The following is a 16,995-nucleotide window of genomic DNA, read 5'->3' as shown; positions in this document are numbered from 1 at the left end:
CGGGTGCAGCGGGTTGGTGCCGAGCGGCGTTTCAAACGGCTCGTAATGTTCCGGGAACGGCCCTTCTGCCATTTTGTCGATAGCAAACAGGCGGCCTAAGCCCTCTGGCTGCATGATAAATGGCCCAACGTCAGTACCCGGTGCGGCAGCGCTGTAGTCTGGAATATCCGCGCCGCTCCACTTCGCGCCATCCCAGGAAATCAGGCGGCGTTTTTCGTCCCACGGTTTACCCTGTGGGTCTGCGGAAGCACGGTTATACAGAATGCGGCGGTTGAGCGGCCACGCCCAGGCCCAGCCTAGCGTGTTACCAAGACCAGATGGATCAGCGTTATCACGACGCGCCATCTGGTTGCCGTCTGGCGTCCAACTCCCGGCGAAGATCCAGCATCCACTTGTGGTGGTGCCGTCATCGCGCAGTTGTGCAAACGAGCTCAGTTGCTGGCCTTTTTTCACCAACACCGCGCCCGTTGCCGGGTCGAGAACATCTGCCAGCGCTTTACCGTTGCTTTCCATCGCCACTTCTTCCGGCGCTGGATTGTTTGGTGTTTTGTAGTTCCAGCTCATGCTCAGGACTTGCTCAGGCAGCGCACCACCTTCAGTCTGGTACATATGACGCAAGCGGCTAAAGATACCCGCGAGAATTTCGCCGTCGTTCAGCGCATCCCCAGGGGCATCCGCACCTTTCCAGTGCCACTGCAACCAACGGCCAGAGTTAACGATCGAACCGTCTTCTTCGGCAAAGCAGGTAGACGGTAAGCGGAACACTTCAGTCTGGATTTTTGACGGGTCAACGTCATTTATCTCACCGTGGTTTTGCCAGAAGTTCGAGGTTTCGGTGTTCAGCGGGTCGATGGTCACGAGGAATTTAAGCTTCGACAGTGACGCAATGATCTTGTTTTTATTCGGGAACGAGGCGACAGGGTTGAAGCCCTGGCAGAGATAACCGTTCACCTTGCCCTGGTTCATCATCTCGAAATATTGCAGGACGTCGTAGCCCTTGTCCCACTTCGGCAACCAGTCATAACCCCAGCTGTTTTCCGCTGTGGCTTTGTCACCAAAGAAGGCTTTCATCATCGAAACGAAGAATTTCGGGTAATTACCCCAGTAGTTCACCTGGCCTTCAAGCAACGGTTTTGGCGTGTTGGCGGCAAGATAAGTCTGGAGATCGGCTTGCTTCTCGTTTGGCAGCGTCATGTAGCCCGGCAGGCTTTGTGACAGTAAACCGAGGTCGGTCAGGCCCTGAATGTTGGAGTGACCACGCAGGGCATTTACGCCGCCGCCTGCCATCCCCATGTTGCCAAGCAGCAACTGAATCATCGCCATGGTGCGAATGTTCTGCGCGCCCACGGAGTGTTGCGTCCAGCCCAGTGCATACAGGAACGATGCGGTTTTATTTTTGACGCTGGTTGCTGCGATGTATTCGCAGACCTGCATGAAGTCATCTTTCGGTGTGCCGCAAATATTGGAGACGACCTCTGGCGTATAGCGGGAAACGTGCTCTTTGAGCAGGTTCCAAACGCAGCGCGGATGGGTCAGCGTCAGGTCGCGTTTCGCGAAGCCTTTCTCATCCAGCTCATAGTTCCAGGTGGTTTTGTCGTATTTACGGTTTGCCGCGTCGTAGCCCGAGAACAGGCCGTCATCAAAGCTGTAATCCTCACGCACAATCAAATTGGCGTTGGTGTAAGCCTCAACGTATTCGCGGTTGAATTTATTGTTGTTAATCAGATACAGCAGTACGCCTGACAAGAAAGCAATGTCAGTACCGGAACGAATCGGGGTGTAGAAATCAGCCACCGACGCGGTACGCGTAAAGCGCGGATCGATAACAATGAGCTTCGCGCCATTGTGAATTTTGGCTTCCATCGCCCAGCGGAATCCGACTGGATGCGCTTCTGCGGCGTTACCACCCATCACAATCACGAGATCAGCGTTCTTAATATCAACCCAGTGGTTGGTCATCGCACCGCGACCAAATGTTGGAGCAAGACTTGCTACCGTTGGTCCGTGTCAGACACGCGCCTGGTTATCCACGGCTAACATGCCGAGGGCGCGGGTAAATTTCTGGGTTAAATAACCGGTTTCGTTACTGGAGGCGGATGCGCACAACATGCCAGTTGAGAGCCAGCGGTTGACCGTGGTTCCCTGAGCGTTCTGGGCAATAAAGTTGGCATCGCGGTCTTCTTTCATCAGTTTAGCGATACGATCAAATGCCGTTTCCCAACTGATTTGCTCCCACTTATCCGAGCCTGGTGCACGGTAAGACGGGAATTTAAGACGGCTTTCGCTGTGAATGAAATCGACCAGACCTGCACCTTTCGGGCAAAGCGCCCCGCGGTTTACTGGATGGTCCGGATCACCTTCAATATGGAAGATTGATGCTTTGGCATTTTTCGCTCCGTCACCGAGGCTGTACATTAACAGCCCACAACCGACAGAACAGTATGTGCAAGTATTACGAGTTTCACGTGTACGCAGCAGTTTATATTGCCGTGTTTCCGCGAGAGCAACACCCGGGGCAAAACCCAGTGCTGCTGCCGTAGTCCCTGCCATACCGCCAGCACAGATCTTAAAGAACTGTCTTCTGCTGACCTGCATGGATGCTCCTTAAATCGACATTTTTCACATGACTTATAGGTGTAATTTTTTGCGGTTTGACTCGCAAAGGTTCAAACTGGCAATAGCCCTTCATCCAGAAGGGGTAGTCATGAAAGAATACCACACCAGGATTAAGGCTGTTCCAATCAGGTTAAGACATAGTGAACAATTCCGAACCACATCAGGACAAAATTGTGAACACCATCACTGGCGCACGGACAATAGATCTCTGGCAGCGTCACGATTTACGCCAGCCGAAGGGTGACTGGCTGGCTGAAGAAGTTCCAGTGGCTCTGGTCTACAACGGTATTTCGCACGTAGTTATGATGGCCTCACCCAAAGATCTGGAGTCATTTGCACTAGGTTTTTCCATATCAGAAGGAATCATAGATTCACCTGCTGATATTTATGGCATGGATGTGATTCCGGTATGCAACGGGCTAGAAGTGCAAATTGAGCTTTCCAGCCGCCGCTTTATGGGGCTGAAAGAACGTCGCCGTTCATTGGCTGGGCGTACCGGTTGCGGTGTCTGTGGCGTAGAACAACTTAATGATATTGGCCGCCCGATAACCCCTCTTCCGTTCACGCAAACCTTCGATTTGAACAAGCTCGATACCGCCTTAAACCAGATGCGCGATTACCAGCCAATTGGTCAACTCACCGGTTGTACGCATGCGGCACTTTGGCTGAATGAAAACGGCACTATTCTGGATGGCAAAGAAGATATTGGCCGCCATGTGGCGTTGGATAAACTGCTCGGTGTGCGTTGCCGTGAAGGTTGGAATAACGGCGCAGTGTTAGTTTCCAGCCGTGCCAGCTATGAAATGGTGCAAAAATCTGCCCAGTGCGGCGTGGAAATTCTGTTTGCCGTCTCTGCCGCGACCACGCTTGCCGTAGAAGTCGCACAGCGCTGTAATTTGACGCTAATCGGCTTTAGCAAACCAGGCCGCGCGACGGTTTATACGCACCCGCAGCGGTTGTATTAACGCGTTGTACATTCCGTTACTTACCGACACCAATCACTCACTGAACGTATTTGTTTGTTGGAATAAAGTTATTTCAACGGGCCAACAACCCATACATAAACAAATACGAGACGATGAAAATGAAAAAAGTATTAACTCTGATTGCTGTTGCTGTAATGGGTCTGTCCTCTGCTGCTTTCGCTGCTGACACCACCGCAGCGCCTGCTCCGGCAAAAAACAGCACCACAACTGTGCACCACAAAAAACACCATAAAGCCGCACCTGTAGCGCAGAAAGCGCAGGCTGCCAAAAAGCACCACAAAAAAGCCGCGACTCCAGTAGCGCCTGCGGAAAAACCAGCGGTTAAACCAGCTGCATAAGTTGGTAATGAAATCCCCCTCTTCTAAAAACACCCGGCTTGCTGGGTGTTTTTTTATCAAGCTGGAGATGCTCACGCGCTACAGAGTTCAACTCATCCTTTCCGCGGTGATTATTTTCGGTAGGGTCGTAGTGAGTTTTGTCTTGTAAAAAGCAACTCTTAGCTTTCTCGTAACACCAGCGCCATCTCTTTGCGCGTATAGACGATATGGTTGTCTGGAATGTTTTTATTAATAAATGACATGGCCCCAATGGTGACATTAGAGCCAATAGTAATATCACCAATAATGCAGCTTCCCGCCCCAATATTGACGTTATCGCCAATCACTGTTTTCCCTTTATCGCCCCGAGTATGCTGACCAATGGTAATATTTTGGCGCAGAACAATATTCTTCCCAATAACGCAGTCTGGGCGAATAACCAGCCCTGGGAAATGCCTGATATCCAGCCCCTCACCAATCGTCGCCATTGGGGAGATATCTATTGCGTAAAAACGGTTTAGCTTAATAAGCTTCTTATTCGCAAAGCGGCTAACGCTCCCTTTCTTTCTTTTATAAAGATAACCCCAAATGCGAAACCAAAAGTAAAAACGGCGATCAGGACATTTTAATGCCCGGTGAATCGTGCGGAGCCAGGAAAAAGGCCGATCATTTTTCAGCACTTCTTTTTGCAGACATTTTTGGAGTTGAAGATACATGACCAGCGCCATCAAATGAGGAATATCCCCAGTTTATAGGAAAGTGGTTGGGTCGTGAAAGAATGAAACGGTGGGAAACGACTACTGCCCGCCCCCTGCGCTCAAACCCGCAAGGCGAAAATCCCCTTAATCCAAATCAATTCGTCCTCGCACTCCACTTTTCCCTCATTCTGCCGATAACTTAAACACGCGCCAGGGCGACTACCCGCCAGGTTATCGAACAGAGGTTTAAATGGATAGTTTTCAAAAAGATATTGATGAAAGGGCAAACCTGGCGTTATCGAATAAATTTGAGCTGTTACTTTTCCGCTTAGGCAATGGCCAGCACGGCGGGAAATCTGAGCTGTATGGCATCAACGTCTTTAAGTTGCGTGAAATTGTGCCAATGCAGAAAATCAATCGCGCAGCCGGAATGATGTCGCCGCTGTTAGGAATGGCTAATATTCGTGACCAGATTATCCCGGTAATCGACCTGCCCGCCGTCACCGGTTGTACGCCAGAAACGGGGTTGAATCTGTTACTGATAACCGAATATGCCCGCAGCACTCAGGCATTTGCGGTTGAGTCGGTGGAAAATATTATCCGTCTGGATTGGAGCCAGGTTCACGCCGCCGAGGCAGGTGTCAGCAGCCGCAACATTACCAGCATTGCTTCACTGGATAGCGAAGAGTACAAGGGCGAACTGGCACTGGTGCTCGATGTTGAACAAATCCTTTACGACATTATTCCTTCTGGGCGCAATGTTGATGTCTCGGTCATCGAAGAGCAAACCAATCCACTGAAACCAGGGGCTGTAGCCATTGTTGCCGAAGATTCAAAAGTCGCGCGCCTGATGCTTGAGCAAGGGCTGAAAGGAATGGGGATTCCAGTGATGATGCACTCCACAGGCTTAGATGCCTGGGAAAAAATCAAGGTAATCGCGGCGGAAGCCAAAGCCGCAGGACAGCCCATCACCGACCGCATTGGTTTGGTGTTAACCGATATCGAAATGCCGGAAATGGATGGTTTTACGCTGACGCGCAACATTAAAACGGATATCACGTTAAAGCAGATCCCGGTCGTCATTCACTCATCGCTTTCAGGCAGCGCCAACGAAGATCACGTGCGTAAAGTGGGCGCGAACGGCTATGTGGCGAAGTTCGATGTGAAAGAGCTTTCACAGGTGATTAGTAAGGCTCTGGAAGACGCCTAAATTTGGTGCCGGGATTAGCCTCTCAGGTGGTGAATAAAAAATCACTTCCTGGAGGCTGCCACTTATCCACCCTACAAAACCTGAATTGCTAAACGCGTGGATGCCAGCCAACCGAATATGGAATTAACCAGTTTTAAATATGACGAAGTGCACCGTACCGATGTCACGATTGCCGAAAACTATCTCAATGAAGCAGAAAAAGCACTCCGGCTCCGTCAGTAAAAAAGAGGCGGACGAAATAGCGCAACAAACCTTTGAGGATTTTGCCCAGCGCCGCCGTCGTCTGAAAGAGGCAGAAGGTGAGCGAGTGAATATTGAAGTGTTGCAAGCGATCGCCAGCAAAGAGAAAAAGGGCCACTAACATGGCCCTCGTTTTACGATTAAAAACCCTACGCTAAATAAAACACTTCTTTCAGCTCTGCACTCACCGGGCTGTTATCCGGGTTGCTCGGCATGATTTCGCTCATATGCTTCCACCAGCGTTGGCAAACTTCCGTTTGTGCAACCGCATCCCAGCGAGCTTCTGACTCAATCTCCACCGTGGCAAAAAGCAGGTTGCGCGACGCATCAAGATAAATAGCGTAGTTATGCGCACCATGCTGCTTCAGCACCGCTTCCAGCTCCGGCCAAATCGGCGTGTGTCGGCGCTGGTACTCTTCATGTGCGTCATGATTTACCTGCATCACAAACGCTTTGCGGATCATAATGCCTCCAGATATAAGTCGCGGACTTCATCGCGGGAAGCTACGCGTGGGTTGCATGGTGCGCATGGATCAGCAAGCGCGTTGTCCAACCAACCTTCGATGTCAGCACGCTGAATACCGAGTTGGCTAAAGCCAGACGGGATCCCAACGCGAGTTGAGAGTGCACGAATGGCGAGAATTGCCTGGAAGCTGGCTTCTTCTTCGCTCATCTTCTGCGTTTCAATACCCATCGCAGCGGCCACTTTTGCAAAACGCGAAACGGCTTTCGGACGGTTAAAGGCTTCGATTACCGGCAGTAAAATGGCATTACAGACGCCGTGCGGGAGGTTGTGTGTCGCGCCCGGTTGGTGTGCCAACGCATGCACCAGGCCAAGTCCGGCGCTGTTGAACGCCATGCCCGCCAGATATTGCCCGTAAGCCATCATTTCACGTGCTTCGAGGTTATGCCCATCGTCGACCGCTTTCGGCAACCACTGGCTAATCAGGCGGATAGACTCCAGCGCGTTAGCATCAGTCAACGGGTGAGCACCGACAGAAACGTAAGCTTCGATGGCGTGAGTCAGCGCGTCCATGCCCGTGGCAGCGGTTACGCTTGCTGGGATATCCAGCATGACGCTTGCGTCATCTACGGCGATGTCTGGGATCAGGTTGGTGTCGATAATCACTTCTTTCACATGGCGCACGGAATCAATGATCACTGCGTTACTGGTCATCTCCGCAGCGGTGCCTGCCGTGGTGTTAATTGCCACCAACGGAACGCCAGCATGAATAACTTTGCCTACGCCCGAGTACGCCGTTGAAGGGCCTGGATTGGCAGTAAGGATTTTCACCGCTTTAGCGGTATCAATCGGGCTGCCGCCACCAAAGGCAATCAGGTAATCGCATTTTGCTTCTTGGTATGCGGCAAAGCCTTTTTGCACTAACTCTTCCGTTGGGTTCGGGAATACTTCATCAAACAGTTCGTAAGAAAGCTGATGTTCGTCGAGTGCGCTAAACAGGCTGTCGAGCAGACCCATTTTCACTAACTGCCCGTCGGTAATGATTAATGCTTTGCCCCAGGGTTTCGCAGCAATCAATTTCACCATATCGCCGATTGCACCTGCACCGTGAAGGCTGATTTTTGGTAAAGCCAACATAAAGCTCATAGCTATTCTCCATAATATCGATGTTTTAAATTCTGTATCCGCTCGCTTTCCTGGCAAAGCAGTCGGCGGGTAAACACAGTGTTACCCGCCGTCATGTTAGTGGTGGACCGCCCGTTGCTTTTCCGCCCTACGCTGTAGGAAACGACGTGTGAGTATCGGCAGTGAAATCACGGTTATCAGCATCGCACCGACAATGACCGACATCACGATGCCTGGCACATTAAGCAGGCTCAAACCAAAGGTCACTAGACCCATCAGGAAGGCGGCAATAATCACGCCCGCCATGCTGCCCGAGCCGCCAAGGATATTGACGCCACCCAGTACCGCCATGGTCACCACACTCAGTTCCCAACCGATAGCGATAGTCGGGCGTGTGCTGCCAAGACGCGAGGTCAACAACACTGATGCCAGCCCTGCCATCACACCCACCAGAACAAACAACATCAGGTTGTGGCGCTTCACGTTGATACCGGAATACCAGGCACCGGTCGGGTTATTACCGATGGCGTAAGTCCGACGGCCAAAGTTAGTTTTGTGCAGCAAGAACGCAAACACGGCCGCCAGCACCATAAACAGTGCAAATTCAAACGACAGCGCGCCCCACACGTAGCCCTGGCCAAACCATGCAAAACTTTCTGGATAATGGTTCAGTGCCTGATCGCCAAGCAAAATGTAGGTAATGCCGCGGTACAAACTCATGGTGCCGATGGTGATAACAATCGACGAAAGGTTGAAGCGCGTGACCAGTAAGCCGTTGAATAAACCGCACAGCAAACCGACCCCCAACCCGACACATACCAACCCTGTTGTATCGACACCCGCCTGAGCACAGAACCCCATGACTGTGGAGCTGAGCGCGATGGTTGAAGCCACCGACAAATCAATTTCACGGGCAATAATCAGCATCGCCATCGGCAACACGATGATCGCTTTTTCCGTGAAGTTGAATGTGGCGTCTGACAAGTTCCAGATATTCAGGAAGTAAGGTGAAGCCAGCGCGTTGACGACAAATACCGCCAACGTCACAGTCAGTAAGAATGACTCCCAGCACAGCAAACGGCGGAACAGTGGAACCGACGTAGCCTGCGGTGGCATAGATTCAGAAATCAGCGTTTTACTCATGGTTTCACCGCCTGTTCTTGCCCGTTAAGACCTTGCGTCGACAGCACTGCTTTGCGCAGAATCAGCCGTCCTTTGCGTTTATTGCCACGTTCGTTCAGCATTACCGCGATGACAATCACTCCGCCGGAAATCGCCATTTGCCAGAACGGGGAGACGCCAATCACCGGCAGCGCATTGTTGATAACACCGAGGAACAACGCACCCAGCAAGCAACCGAACACGCGCCCGATGCCGCCCATGGTACTGATGCCGCCAATCACGCACGCAGCGACGATTTGCAGTTCAAAACCATTAGCAACGTCGACATACGCAACGGCAAAACGTGAAATCCACAAATAACCGCAGAATCCTGCCAGCGCACCTGAAAGGCTGAAACTGATGAACTGCATTTTCCCAGCGTTAATACCGGTGTAATACGCAGCGGTAGCGTTGCCGCCTGCGGTGTACATCGCCCGTCCAGTGCGGCTGAAACGCAAGAAATAGCCAACCAGGAACAGTGCCGCGACAGCACACCAGCTCAGCAACGGCATCCCCAAAATTACCGTGCGAGGTAATCCTAAGAAATCGCTACTCATCTGGTGGGCGTTAATCCAGCCGCCCTCAGAAAGCAGGAAGATAATCCCGCGATAAATACTCATGGTGCCCAGAGTCACGACAATCGCCGGAATCCCGAGCTTCCAGACCAGTAACCCGTTGATGACGCCCATCACTAAACCCAGTACGGTCGCCAGTGAAAGCAGCGCCCAGACGGGAATTTGTGGATAGTGGAAGTTGAGTAGCGCGACAATCATGCCGGTGAGCGCAAGGTTTGCCGCCATCGACAAATCAATGCCTTTGGTGAGTAGAACCATCATCTGGCCGAGGGCGAGAATGATAAGAATTGAGGTATCGTTGAACATCTCTACCATGTTGCCAGGCGCCAGGAACGACGGCACACGGCTACCAATACCCAGCACCATCAACAAGACGACGCCCGCGAGTAAAAATTCACGATGTTTGAGCAAGGATTGCCACATTATGCTGCCTCCTCATGCGAGCTACTGGCGGCGCTGACGATCATTTCCGCAGTCGCTTCGCCTGCCTGATATTCTGCAACCATCAACCCTTCGTGCATGACGATAATGCGGTCGGCCATGCCCATGACTTCCGGCAATTCAGACGACACCATAATCACTGCCAGGCCTTGGCCGACCAGTTCAGACATAAACTGATGTACCGCCGCTTTAGAGCCAATATCAATGCCCTTGGTCGGTTCATCGAGAATGATCACCGTCGGTTGTGTTGCCAGCCATTTGCCGATAACCACTTTTTGCTGATTACCACCGGAGAGCGTTTCAACCGCTTGTTTCCAGCTAAAGGCTTTCACCTGCAGGCGTTTGGCATATTCATCGGCCAGCGCCCATTCACGCGCATCGTTTAAGACGCCACTCGGATTGAGTTTGCTCAGTTGCGGCAAGCTGATGTTTTGGTAAATAGGCAGTTCGATAATCGCGCCCTGCTTCTGGCGTTCTTCTGGCACGCAGACAATCCCGGCTTTGATAGCATCCGCAGGTTGGCGGAATTGCATCAACTGCTCGTTAAGCAAAATTTCACCGCTGGATGGGCGTGAAACACCGGATAACGCCTGCATTAACTCAGTACGTCCCGCGCCGACTAAACCGTAGAACCCGAGGATTTCCCCTTTGCGCAACTGGAAGTTGATATGGGCAAACTCGGTTGGGTGGCAGAGATCTTTCACCTCAAGTACCACATCGCCGAACTCGCAATTCACTTTCGGGAAGGCATGGGTGATTTCGCGCCCGACCATCATGGTAACCATGCGTTCTTCGGTTATCTCGTTGATGTTCCCGGAGCTGATGTATACCCCGTCGCGCAGGATGGTGTAGTGGTCCGCAATGGCAAAAATCTCGTCAAATTTGTGCGAGATAAACAGAATGGCTTTGCCTTCGCGTTTCAGACGTTCAACGATTTGATAAAACTCGACAATTTCATACTGCGAAAGTGCGGCAGTCGGCTCATCGAGGATCACAACCTGGGCTTCAAACGACAACGCACGCGCAATCGCCACCATGTGCCGTTGGGCAATGCTGAGTGTTTTGAGCGTGGCGCGAGGATTGATTTGTACTTCAAGACGCGTGAGGATTTCCTGCGCACGTTGGTGCATGGCAGGCCAGTCGAGCTTTTTAAACAGGCCGCGATAGATATAGTGGCCGACAAAAATATTCTCGGTGACGGTGAGTTCATCAAACAGCACCGTTTCCTGGTGGATAGCCGTGATACCGACTTTGTGCGCCGCTTCAGGATTCGGCAGCGTTATGGGTATCGCTTTATAAAGCAGTTCCCCTTCTTCGGGCTGATAAATCCCGGTCATAACTTTAACCAGCGTGGATTTACCTGCGCCGTTTTCACCGATAAGCGCCGTGACTTTTCCCGGCCACAAATCCAGATGGACATTTTCGAGGGCGCGAACGCCGGGGAAAACTTTGGTTATCCCTTTCAGGGACAACAAGGGTGTAGTAGGTGTCATAGTAAATTCTCTATCCAAAATGGTGGATGCCGCTCACGCTTATCCACCCTACGTTTGGCTTTTGTAAGGCGGGTAAACGAAGCGTTACCCGCCAATACAGAATCAGAAGATTTTGGAGAATTTATCGATGTTGCTGGCATCGTAAACAAACGGTTCAGCCATTGCGCCGCTACCATCCGCATCCAATTTCACTTTGCCCAGTTTGCCCATGCTGGCTTCATCTTTGGTGGCCGTACCTTTGACTAAATCATTAGCCAGATAGGTTGCCGCGTAACCCAGATCGATTGGGTTCCAGATAGCAAAGCTTTTCGACGCGCCAGATTTCACCGCACCCGCCATTTCAGACGGCAAGCCGAGACCGGTCACGTAAACTTTGCCAATTTTCCCTTGGTCTTTCACTGCTTGTGCAGCAGCAACAATCCCGACGGAAGAAGGGGAAACAATGACTTTTAAATCAGGATAGGACTTCAGCAAGCCGACGGTTTCACGGTAGCTTTTGTCAGAGAGATCATCACCATAAGCGACGGTAACTAAACTCACAGAAGGATACTTAGGCAGCACCTTTTTCATCTCAGCAATCCAGATATTCTGGTTGGTTGAGGTTGGCGTTGCGCTGAGGACTGCGACATCACCTTTTTCGGCGTTCATCGCTTTTAAAGCTTCAGCGGCCAGTTTGACGTTGGTTTCGCCAATCAATGCGTTATTAGAAGGGTTTAGATGAATCTGGCGGCCTTCTTTTGCCACGCCGGAATCCCATGAAACGACTTTAATACCACGCTGCATGGCCTTTTTCAGCACCGGAACCAGCGCATCAGGGTCATTGGCAGAAATAGCAATGGCGTCAACACCTTGAGCAATCAATCCATTGATGACTTCAATTTGTGCTTCGGCGGTCGTGGTCGTTGGGCCGGTATAGATGACTTTTACATCTCCCAACTCTTTGGCGGCTTCCTGAGCCCCCACGTTTGCGGCTTCAAAGAATCCATTACCAAGAGATTTCGCCACGAGTGCGATTTTAACTTCAGCCAGGGCAGAGCTGGATAGAGCGAGTGCGACAACGGTAAGGGTACAACCTAATATTGCTTTAGTTTTCATTGCTTGTACTCCGAGGTATGTAGGGTTCAGTTTGCAGGTTTTTCCCTTCGTCTTTCTGGCTGTGGCTGCGTTGCCATGGTCAGAAAGCTTTTGGAAATTTTTATATTTTTTAAATATTACAACTCTAAAGCACTGGCTAATGGGGTCACTTCAAAACGTTTGCCGAGTGCGATAAGTTCGTCACGGCTAATGGTTTGTTTCATGCCACCCATCGAAATCACTTTTACCAACACTTCAGCAGACTTCTCTGCGGTATCGATAAGACCAAACGTTTCATCAAGCGTTGGGCCGCTACCAAACACCCCATGGAAAGGCCACAACACCAGCGAATGTTTTGCCATTTCGCCAGCGGTCGCATTACCAATTTCATCAGTTCCTGGCACCATCCACGGCAGAATGCCGACACCATCCGGGAACACCACCAGACATTCGGTGCTGCCTTCCCACAGTTTGCGGGTAATCACATTGGAGTCGTTTTCAAGCACGTAGGTCAGGGCAATCAGGTTGGTGGCGTGGCAGTGCATAATCACACGGTCTTTACCGCCAGTCGTCTTAATACGAACACTGTGTGACTGGAAGTGTGACGCCAGTTCAGACGTTGGCACCGCTTCGTTCGCAAGCCCCCATAAAATGTGGTAGCCCATACCACGGCTGTCCACTTTCACCACGCCAATATTTGCCGCCGGATCCAGTTGTACGTTACGGAAGAATTTGCCAGAACCTGTGACGATAAACGGTGTATTCGCCAAGTCAGGCATTGGCTGGCTCAGCGCGATATAACGTGGTGATGCGTGGAAATCAGCCTGGAAAGGCGTAATGTCTGCTTCATCCAGACGCATGGTGATGTTGCCGCCGTTGCGTTCGTCCCAGCCTTTCAGCCAGGCGTCGCTTGTTGCTTTAATCATGCCTTCGACGAACCAGGCGTTGAGGATGTTCTGCATAGTCTTGTGGTTCCTGTTATTGATTTAGCGGATGTCGCTTGGACTAAGCCACCCTACGTTCTGAAATAAGCTGTAGGGTGGATTAGCGAAACGACATCCATCGACAAGGTTTAAGCACGTTTATTCAGAACATCCTGTTCGTAAGTCCGCACAGTTTTCAGCCACTGAGCGTCAACCGGCGTGTCGTTACGCTGGCAATACATTTCCCAAACCGCTGCCCACGGCAGTGATTTTTGTTCTTCCAGCAATGCCAGGCGTGCGGTGTAATCGCCCTCACGCTCAAGCTGACGCAGGGTTTCAGTCGGTTCCAGCAACGCACGCAGCAGCGCTTTCTTCATGTTACGAGTGCCAATAACCCACGCAGCGATACGGTTGATAGAGGCGTCGAAGAAATCCAGCCCGATGTGTACACGGTCGAACAGATCGTGGCGGATAATTTCGCTAGCGATAGCTTGTGTTTCGTCATCGAGCAGCACAACGTGGTCGCTGTCCCAACGTACTGGACGGCTCACATGCAGCAGCAGGCGTGGCACATACAGCATGGCGCTGGAGATTTTGTCAGAGATAACTTCGGTCGGATGGAAGTGACCGGCATCCAGGCACAGAGCAGTCTGGCGGCTGGTTGCGTAACCGAAATAGAATTCGTTGGAACCGACGGTGTAGCTTTCTGCGCCGATACCGAACAGCTTGCTTTCTACTGCATCAATATGGTGTTGCGGGTTGAGTTTTTCGCTCATCGCTTCATCCAGTGCCGCAATCAGGCGCTGGCGTGGTGCCAGACGGTCAATGGTGATGTCTTTCATGCCATCTGGGATCCAGATGTTCATCACTGACGGTGTACCCAGTTGCTCACCAAAGTATGCAGACACTTTACGAGAGGCTTTAACGTGATCAATCCAGAACTGGCGGATTTCATCGTCAGAATGGGAGAGCGTAAAACCATCAGCGCTCAGTGGGTGCGAGAAGCAAGACGGGTTGAAATCCAGCCCTAAGTTATTCGCTTTCGCCCACTCAACCCAGTTTTTAAAATGTTCTGGTTTGATTTTGTCGCGGGAAACAGGCTGCTCAGATTCCAGATAAATAGCATGCAGATTCAGGCGTTTTGGGCCTGGAATCAGACTTAATGCGCGTTCCAGATCAGCACGTAATTCGTGAGCGTTGCGCGCTTTACCCGGGTAATTACCCGTTGCCTGGATCCCACCGCTCAATGCGCCTTCTGGGTTTTCAAATCCAGCAACGTCATCGCCCTGCCAGCAGTGCATAGAAACCGGCAAGCGGTCGAGTTGTTGCAGTGCGGATTCAACGTCAACACCGACAGCAGCAAAGCGCTGTTTTGCCAGTTCCCAGGCTGTTTCAAGAGAGGTGGTCATGCGCAAAACTCCTTACGTGTTTGAGTATTCAGCGGAAACTGCTCGATATAACGGGCAATCTCACTATCTGTTTGGGGGATAAAAGTTTTCAGTTCGTAGTTGTCGGCGACAATTTTACGGAAGCCGTCAACATCGGTGATTTCGTCCAGCGCCATTAACTGGCAGCCAATATTGCCAAGCGTTGAAGCTTCAATTGGCCCAGCCAGAACCGGAATGCCGCAGGCATCGGCGCAAAGCTGGTCAAGTAATGTGTTCTGGCTACCGCCGCCAACAATATGCAGGCAGCTGAATGGGCGACCACGAACGGTGGCCAATTCTTCCAGGGTTTTGGCATACAGCAGCGCCAGGCTGTCGAAAATGCAGCGCGCCAGTTCATTGTCAGTGAACGGAACCGGCTGATTGCTTTCGCGACATGCAGCCTGAATTTCACGGCTCATGCTTTCAGGGTTAATAAAGCGATCGTCATTTGGATTGATGACAAATTTGCAGGCAGGCGTCTGTTTAGTGCGCTCGATAAGATCAACCAGGTCAGTAACACCCAGCTCTTTAGTGACGCGCTGTAACAGCCACAGTCCCATAATATTTTTCAGAACACGGTAGCGCCCTTCCGCCCCACCTTCGTTGGTGATGTTGGCGGCCAGTGCTGCGCTGTTGGCATACGGCGTTTTGCTCTCAAAGCCCATCAGCGACCAGGTGCCAGAAGAAAGATAGGCGGCGTCGTTATCTTTGAGCGGTGCGCCGAGTACCGCGCTGGCGGTGTCGTGTGTGGCGACCGAAACAACAGGAACGGCGTTGCCTTTGCCGCAAGTCCAGTGACCGATGACGTGGCCCGGATGGGTCGGCGTACCCAACCATTTACGCGGAACACCGGCCCAGTCGAGCAGGGTTACGTCCCAGTCATCGCTGCCAATATTGACCAGCTGCGTTGTGGTGGCGTTGGTGTATTCCCAGTTCAGTTTGCCCGTCAAGCGGTAGCAAAAATAATCCGGAATAAGTAAAGCGTGTTCGACGTGTTCGAGCAGCTCGGGTTGCTGTTCAACCAGCGCACGGAATTGGTAAAGCGTATTGAAAGGCAGGAACTGAATGCCGGTGCGGCGGTAAATTTCATCACGCCCCAGTTGGTGGCAGGCGAGATCCATCATACCGTCGGTGCGTTTATCACGGTAAGAAATCGGCAGGCCGACACGGTTACCTTCACGGTCAATCAGCACGTAATCAACACCCCAGGTGTCGACGCCAATGCTATCAATGGCAATCCCTTCAGCGCAGACTTTTTGCAGGCCTTGATGTATTTCGGCTTCGAGGCTGTCGATATCCCAAGTATCAACGCCATCCACATTTTTCAGGCTGTTGACGAAACGGTGGATTTCGCGAAGCGAAAGTGTGCGCTGCTCGCGGTCGTAACACGCTAATATCACGCGTCCGCTTGATGCACCTAAATCAACAGCGACACAGTTGCGAAAAGTCATGTTGAAGTTCCTAGTAACGATAATTGCCACAAAGTGTATTAAGTCGTGGCTGAGCACACCTTCGCGGGAATGACAGTGAAATCTTCATGCTGGCAAAAAGACAAAGATGGATGCGTTTTACCTCACGATTGGTAAAACGTGCTGGCAGGAGGGGCGATGAGACCTATAAATATGAAAGTGATTTCTTATCGTTAATATAAAAATAATCTATTAGTTATATTTTTATTCAGTAAAATCAATCAATTATAGCAACCTCAAGACTATGAAGCAGTCTGGTCATTCGGCTCTAAAATTTATCCCAGTAAAATCCCAGCCTAATTATTTATTATAATTTTGATTTGCATCTCACTTTTTAATAAAACTTAAAAAAATAATTGAAACATCGTTTCCATAGATTTAGCTTGCACTTAAAAATCACCCATAAAAATTTCCCAATTGTTTAATTTTAATTAGCTTAAACGGACGAACTATGAAAAAGTCACTATTTCTTTTATTACCTCTTGTTGTTACAAGTGCTCATGCTGTTTATGTTGATGTTCGTCATGAATATCTGGATGACAGTAAAGCCAATTATGACCGTGCTTATATTTCCCATCGCTTTAATAATGGTTTTGGGTTTGCTCTTGAAGCCATTTCAAAATCGGGTGGTGATGATACCAATAAGCCGTTTAATGATATGGAAGTGCAAGGTAACGAATATACAGCGAGCTATCAGTTTACTCGTGGTGCAGTCGCCTGGCAGCCAGGGATTGTTCTGGAAACCGGTAATGGTTACTCGGTATATAAACCTGTCTC

The 16,995-nt window shown here is 50.8% G+C and carries 16 protein-coding genes and 1 pseudogene; 6 read left to right on the top strand and 11 right to left on the bottom strand.

The genetic code is table 11. The annotated features are described in order from the left end of the window. A partial coding sequence (fdnG, locus tag VJY99_RS06105; RefSeq protein WP_324117182.1) for a formate dehydrogenase-N subunit alpha occupies window positions 1–2,595 on the bottom strand: 2,595 nt, incomplete at its 3' end. Between the two features lie 161 nt (window positions 2,596–2,756). Here fdnG and fdhD point away from each other — a divergent pair. Both fdhD and asr read left to right on the top strand, forming a co-directional pair. Further along, the gene (gene fdhD, locus VJY99_RS06100) at window positions 2,757–3,581 is read left to right on the top strand and encodes a formate dehydrogenase accessory sulfurtransferase FdhD (protein ID WP_324117181.1); all 825 of its coding nucleotides are present in this window, start codon (window positions 2,757–2,759) and stop codon (window positions 3,579–3,581) included. A 119-nt stretch (window positions 3,582–3,700) separates the two neighbouring features. After that, window positions 3,701–3,937: pseudogene (gene asr / locus VJY99_RS06095) on the top strand (acid resistance repetitive basic protein Asr); the annotation flags it as partial. A gap of 161 nt (window positions 3,938–4,098) precedes the next feature. On the opposite strand, the gene VJY99_RS06090 reads toward asr, so the two are convergent. Further along, a complete protein-coding gene (locus VJY99_RS06090; RefSeq protein WP_324117179.1) occupies window positions 4,099–4,647 on the bottom strand; it encodes a serine acetyltransferase in 549 nt (182 codons plus the stop codon). A gap of 220 nt (window positions 4,648–4,867) precedes the next feature. Here VJY99_RS06090 and VJY99_RS06085 point away from each other — a divergent pair, with 220 nt between their 5' ends. From VJY99_RS06085 to VJY99_RS06075, 3 genes are all read left to right on the top strand, one after another. After that, a complete protein-coding gene (locus VJY99_RS06085; protein ID WP_324117178.1) occupies window positions 4,868–5,827 on the top strand; it encodes a chemotaxis protein in 960 nt (319 codons plus the stop codon). 117 nt (window positions 5,828–5,944) lie between these two features. After that, window positions 5,945–6,049: a hypothetical protein gene (locus VJY99_RS06080; RefSeq protein ID WP_324117177.1), complete on the top strand. Its 105-nt coding sequence runs from the start codon at window positions 5,945–5,947 to the stop codon at window positions 6,047–6,049. Next, window positions 6,015–6,188, top strand: coding sequence for a hypothetical protein (locus VJY99_RS06075; protein ID WP_324117176.1), 174 nt, complete (start codon window positions 6,015–6,017; stop codon window positions 6,186–6,188). The genes VJY99_RS06080 and VJY99_RS06075 overlap by 35 nt, the downstream gene beginning before the upstream one ends. Window positions 6,189–6,216: 28 nt before the next feature. Here VJY99_RS06075 and rhaM read toward each other — a convergent pair whose 3' ends face one another. The 9 genes from rhaM to rhaB form a co-directional block, all read right to left on the bottom strand. Beyond that, window positions 6,217–6,531 (bottom strand): L-rhamnose mutarotase, encoded by a 315-nt coding sequence (gene rhaM, locus VJY99_RS06070; RefSeq protein WP_324117175.1) that lies wholly within the window; start codon window positions 6,529–6,531, stop codon window positions 6,217–6,219. Then, window positions 6,528–7,676, bottom strand: coding sequence for a lactaldehyde reductase (fucO, locus tag VJY99_RS06065; protein ID WP_324117174.1), 1,149 nt, complete (start codon window positions 7,674–7,676; stop codon window positions 6,528–6,530). Before fucO ends, rhaM begins: the two co-directional genes overlap by 4 nt. Window positions 7,677–7,772: 96 nt before the next feature. Further along, window positions 7,773–8,798, bottom strand: coding sequence for an ABC transporter permease (locus VJY99_RS06060; protein ID WP_324117173.1), 1,026 nt, complete (start codon window positions 8,796–8,798; stop codon window positions 7,773–7,775). Beyond that, window positions 8,795–9,814 carry an ABC transporter permease gene (locus tag VJY99_RS06055; RefSeq protein ID WP_324117172.1) on the bottom strand — a complete coding sequence of 340 codons (1,020 nt, stop codon included), beginning with the start codon at window positions 9,812–9,814 and terminating at the stop codon, window positions 8,795–8,797. Before VJY99_RS06055 ends, VJY99_RS06060 begins: the two co-directional genes overlap by 4 nt. Beyond that, on the bottom strand, window positions 9,814–11,325 hold the full coding sequence (locus VJY99_RS06050) for a sugar ABC transporter ATP-binding protein (RefSeq protein WP_324117171.1): 1,512 nt from the start codon (window positions 11,323–11,325) through the stop codon (window positions 9,814–9,816). The genes VJY99_RS06055 and VJY99_RS06050 overlap by 1 nt, the downstream gene beginning before the upstream one ends. A gap of 102 nt (window positions 11,326–11,427) precedes the next feature. Beyond that, complete coding sequence (rhaS, locus tag VJY99_RS06045; protein WP_324117170.1) at window positions 11,428–12,420, bottom strand: rhamnose ABC transporter substrate-binding protein; 993 nt, start codon at window positions 12,418–12,420, stop codon at window positions 11,428–11,430. A gap of 116 nt (window positions 12,421–12,536) precedes the next feature. Then, window positions 12,537–13,361 carry a rhamnulose-1-phosphate aldolase gene (gene rhaD, locus VJY99_RS06040; protein ID WP_324117169.1) on the bottom strand — a complete coding sequence of 275 codons (825 nt, stop codon included), beginning with the start codon at window positions 13,359–13,361 and terminating at the stop codon, window positions 12,537–12,539. Between the two features lie 110 nt (window positions 13,362–13,471). Then, window positions 13,472–14,731 carry an L-rhamnose isomerase gene (gene rhaA, locus VJY99_RS06035; RefSeq protein WP_324117168.1) on the bottom strand — a complete coding sequence of 420 codons (1,260 nt, stop codon included), beginning with the start codon at window positions 14,729–14,731 and terminating at the stop codon, window positions 13,472–13,474. Beyond that, window positions 14,728–16,200: a rhamnulokinase gene (gene rhaB / locus VJY99_RS06030; protein ID WP_324117167.1), complete on the bottom strand. Its 1,473-nt coding sequence runs from the start codon at window positions 16,198–16,200 to the stop codon at window positions 14,728–14,730. Before rhaB ends, rhaA begins: the two co-directional genes overlap by 4 nt. 469 nt (window positions 16,201–16,669) lie before the next feature. Between rhaB and VJY99_RS06025 the strand changes: the two genes are divergently transcribed. Continuing rightward, window positions 16,670–16,995, top strand: a 326-nt coding sequence (locus VJY99_RS06025) for an oligogalacturonate-specific porin KdgM family protein (protein WP_324117166.1), incomplete at its 3' end; no start/stop codon positions are given.

Origin of the sequence: Buttiauxella sp., from assembly GCF_035271705.1 — a bacterium.
Taxonomy (GTDB): domain Bacteria; phylum Pseudomonadota; class Gammaproteobacteria; order Enterobacterales; family Enterobacteriaceae; genus Buttiauxella.
The sequence above is the reverse complement of the archived record's forward strand: the minus strand, read 5'-3'. Positions and strand labels throughout refer to the sequence as shown.

What these genes read in the sequence shown, in the direction of transcription:
- rhaA (WP_324117168.1), bottom strand. Translation starts at nt 14,731, where the DNA reads ATGACCACCTCTCTTGAAACAGCCTGGGAACTGGCAAAACAGCGCTTT.
- VJY99_RS06050 (WP_324117171.1), bottom strand. Translation starts at nt 11,325, where the DNA reads ATGACACCTACTACACCCTTGTTGTCCCTGAAAGGGATAACCAAAGTT.
- VJY99_RS06090 (WP_324117179.1), bottom strand. Translation starts at nt 4,647, where the DNA reads ATGGCGCTGGTCATGTATCTTCAACTCCAAAAATGTCTGCAAAAAGAA.
- rhaS (WP_324117170.1), bottom strand. Translation starts at nt 12,420, where the DNA reads ATGAAAACTAAAGCAATATTAGGTTGTACCCTTACCGTTGTCGCACTC.
- VJY99_RS06080 (WP_324117177.1), top strand. Translation starts at nt 5,945, where the DNA reads ATGGAATTAACCAGTTTTAAATATGACGAAGTGCACCGTACCGATGTC.
- rhaB (WP_324117167.1), bottom strand. Translation starts at nt 16,200, where the DNA reads ATGACTTTTCGCAACTGTGTCGCTGTTGATTTAGGTGCATCAAGCGGA.
- fucO (WP_324117174.1), bottom strand. Translation starts at nt 7,676, where the DNA reads ATGAGCTTTATGTTGGCTTTACCAAAAATCAGCCTTCACGGTGCAGGT.
- VJY99_RS06075 (WP_324117176.1), top strand. Translation starts at nt 6,015, where the DNA reads ATGAAGCAGAAAAAGCACTCCGGCTCCGTCAGTAAAAAAGAGGCGGAC.
- rhaD (WP_324117169.1), bottom strand. Translation starts at nt 13,361, where the DNA reads ATGCAGAACATCCTCAACGCCTGGTTCGTCGAAGGCATGATTAAAGCA.
- rhaM (WP_324117175.1), bottom strand. Translation starts at nt 6,531, where the DNA reads ATGATCCGCAAAGCGTTTGTGATGCAGGTAAATCATGACGCACATGAA.
- VJY99_RS06060 (WP_324117173.1), bottom strand. Translation starts at nt 8,798, where the DNA reads ATGAGTAAAACGCTGATTTCTGAATCTATGCCACCGCAGGCTACGTCG.
- VJY99_RS06055 (WP_324117172.1), bottom strand. Translation starts at nt 9,814, where the DNA reads ATGTGGCAATCCTTGCTCAAACATCGTGAATTTTTACTCGCGGGCGTC.
- VJY99_RS06085 (WP_324117178.1), top strand. Translation starts at nt 4,868, where the DNA reads ATGGATAGTTTTCAAAAAGATATTGATGAAAGGGCAAACCTGGCGTTA.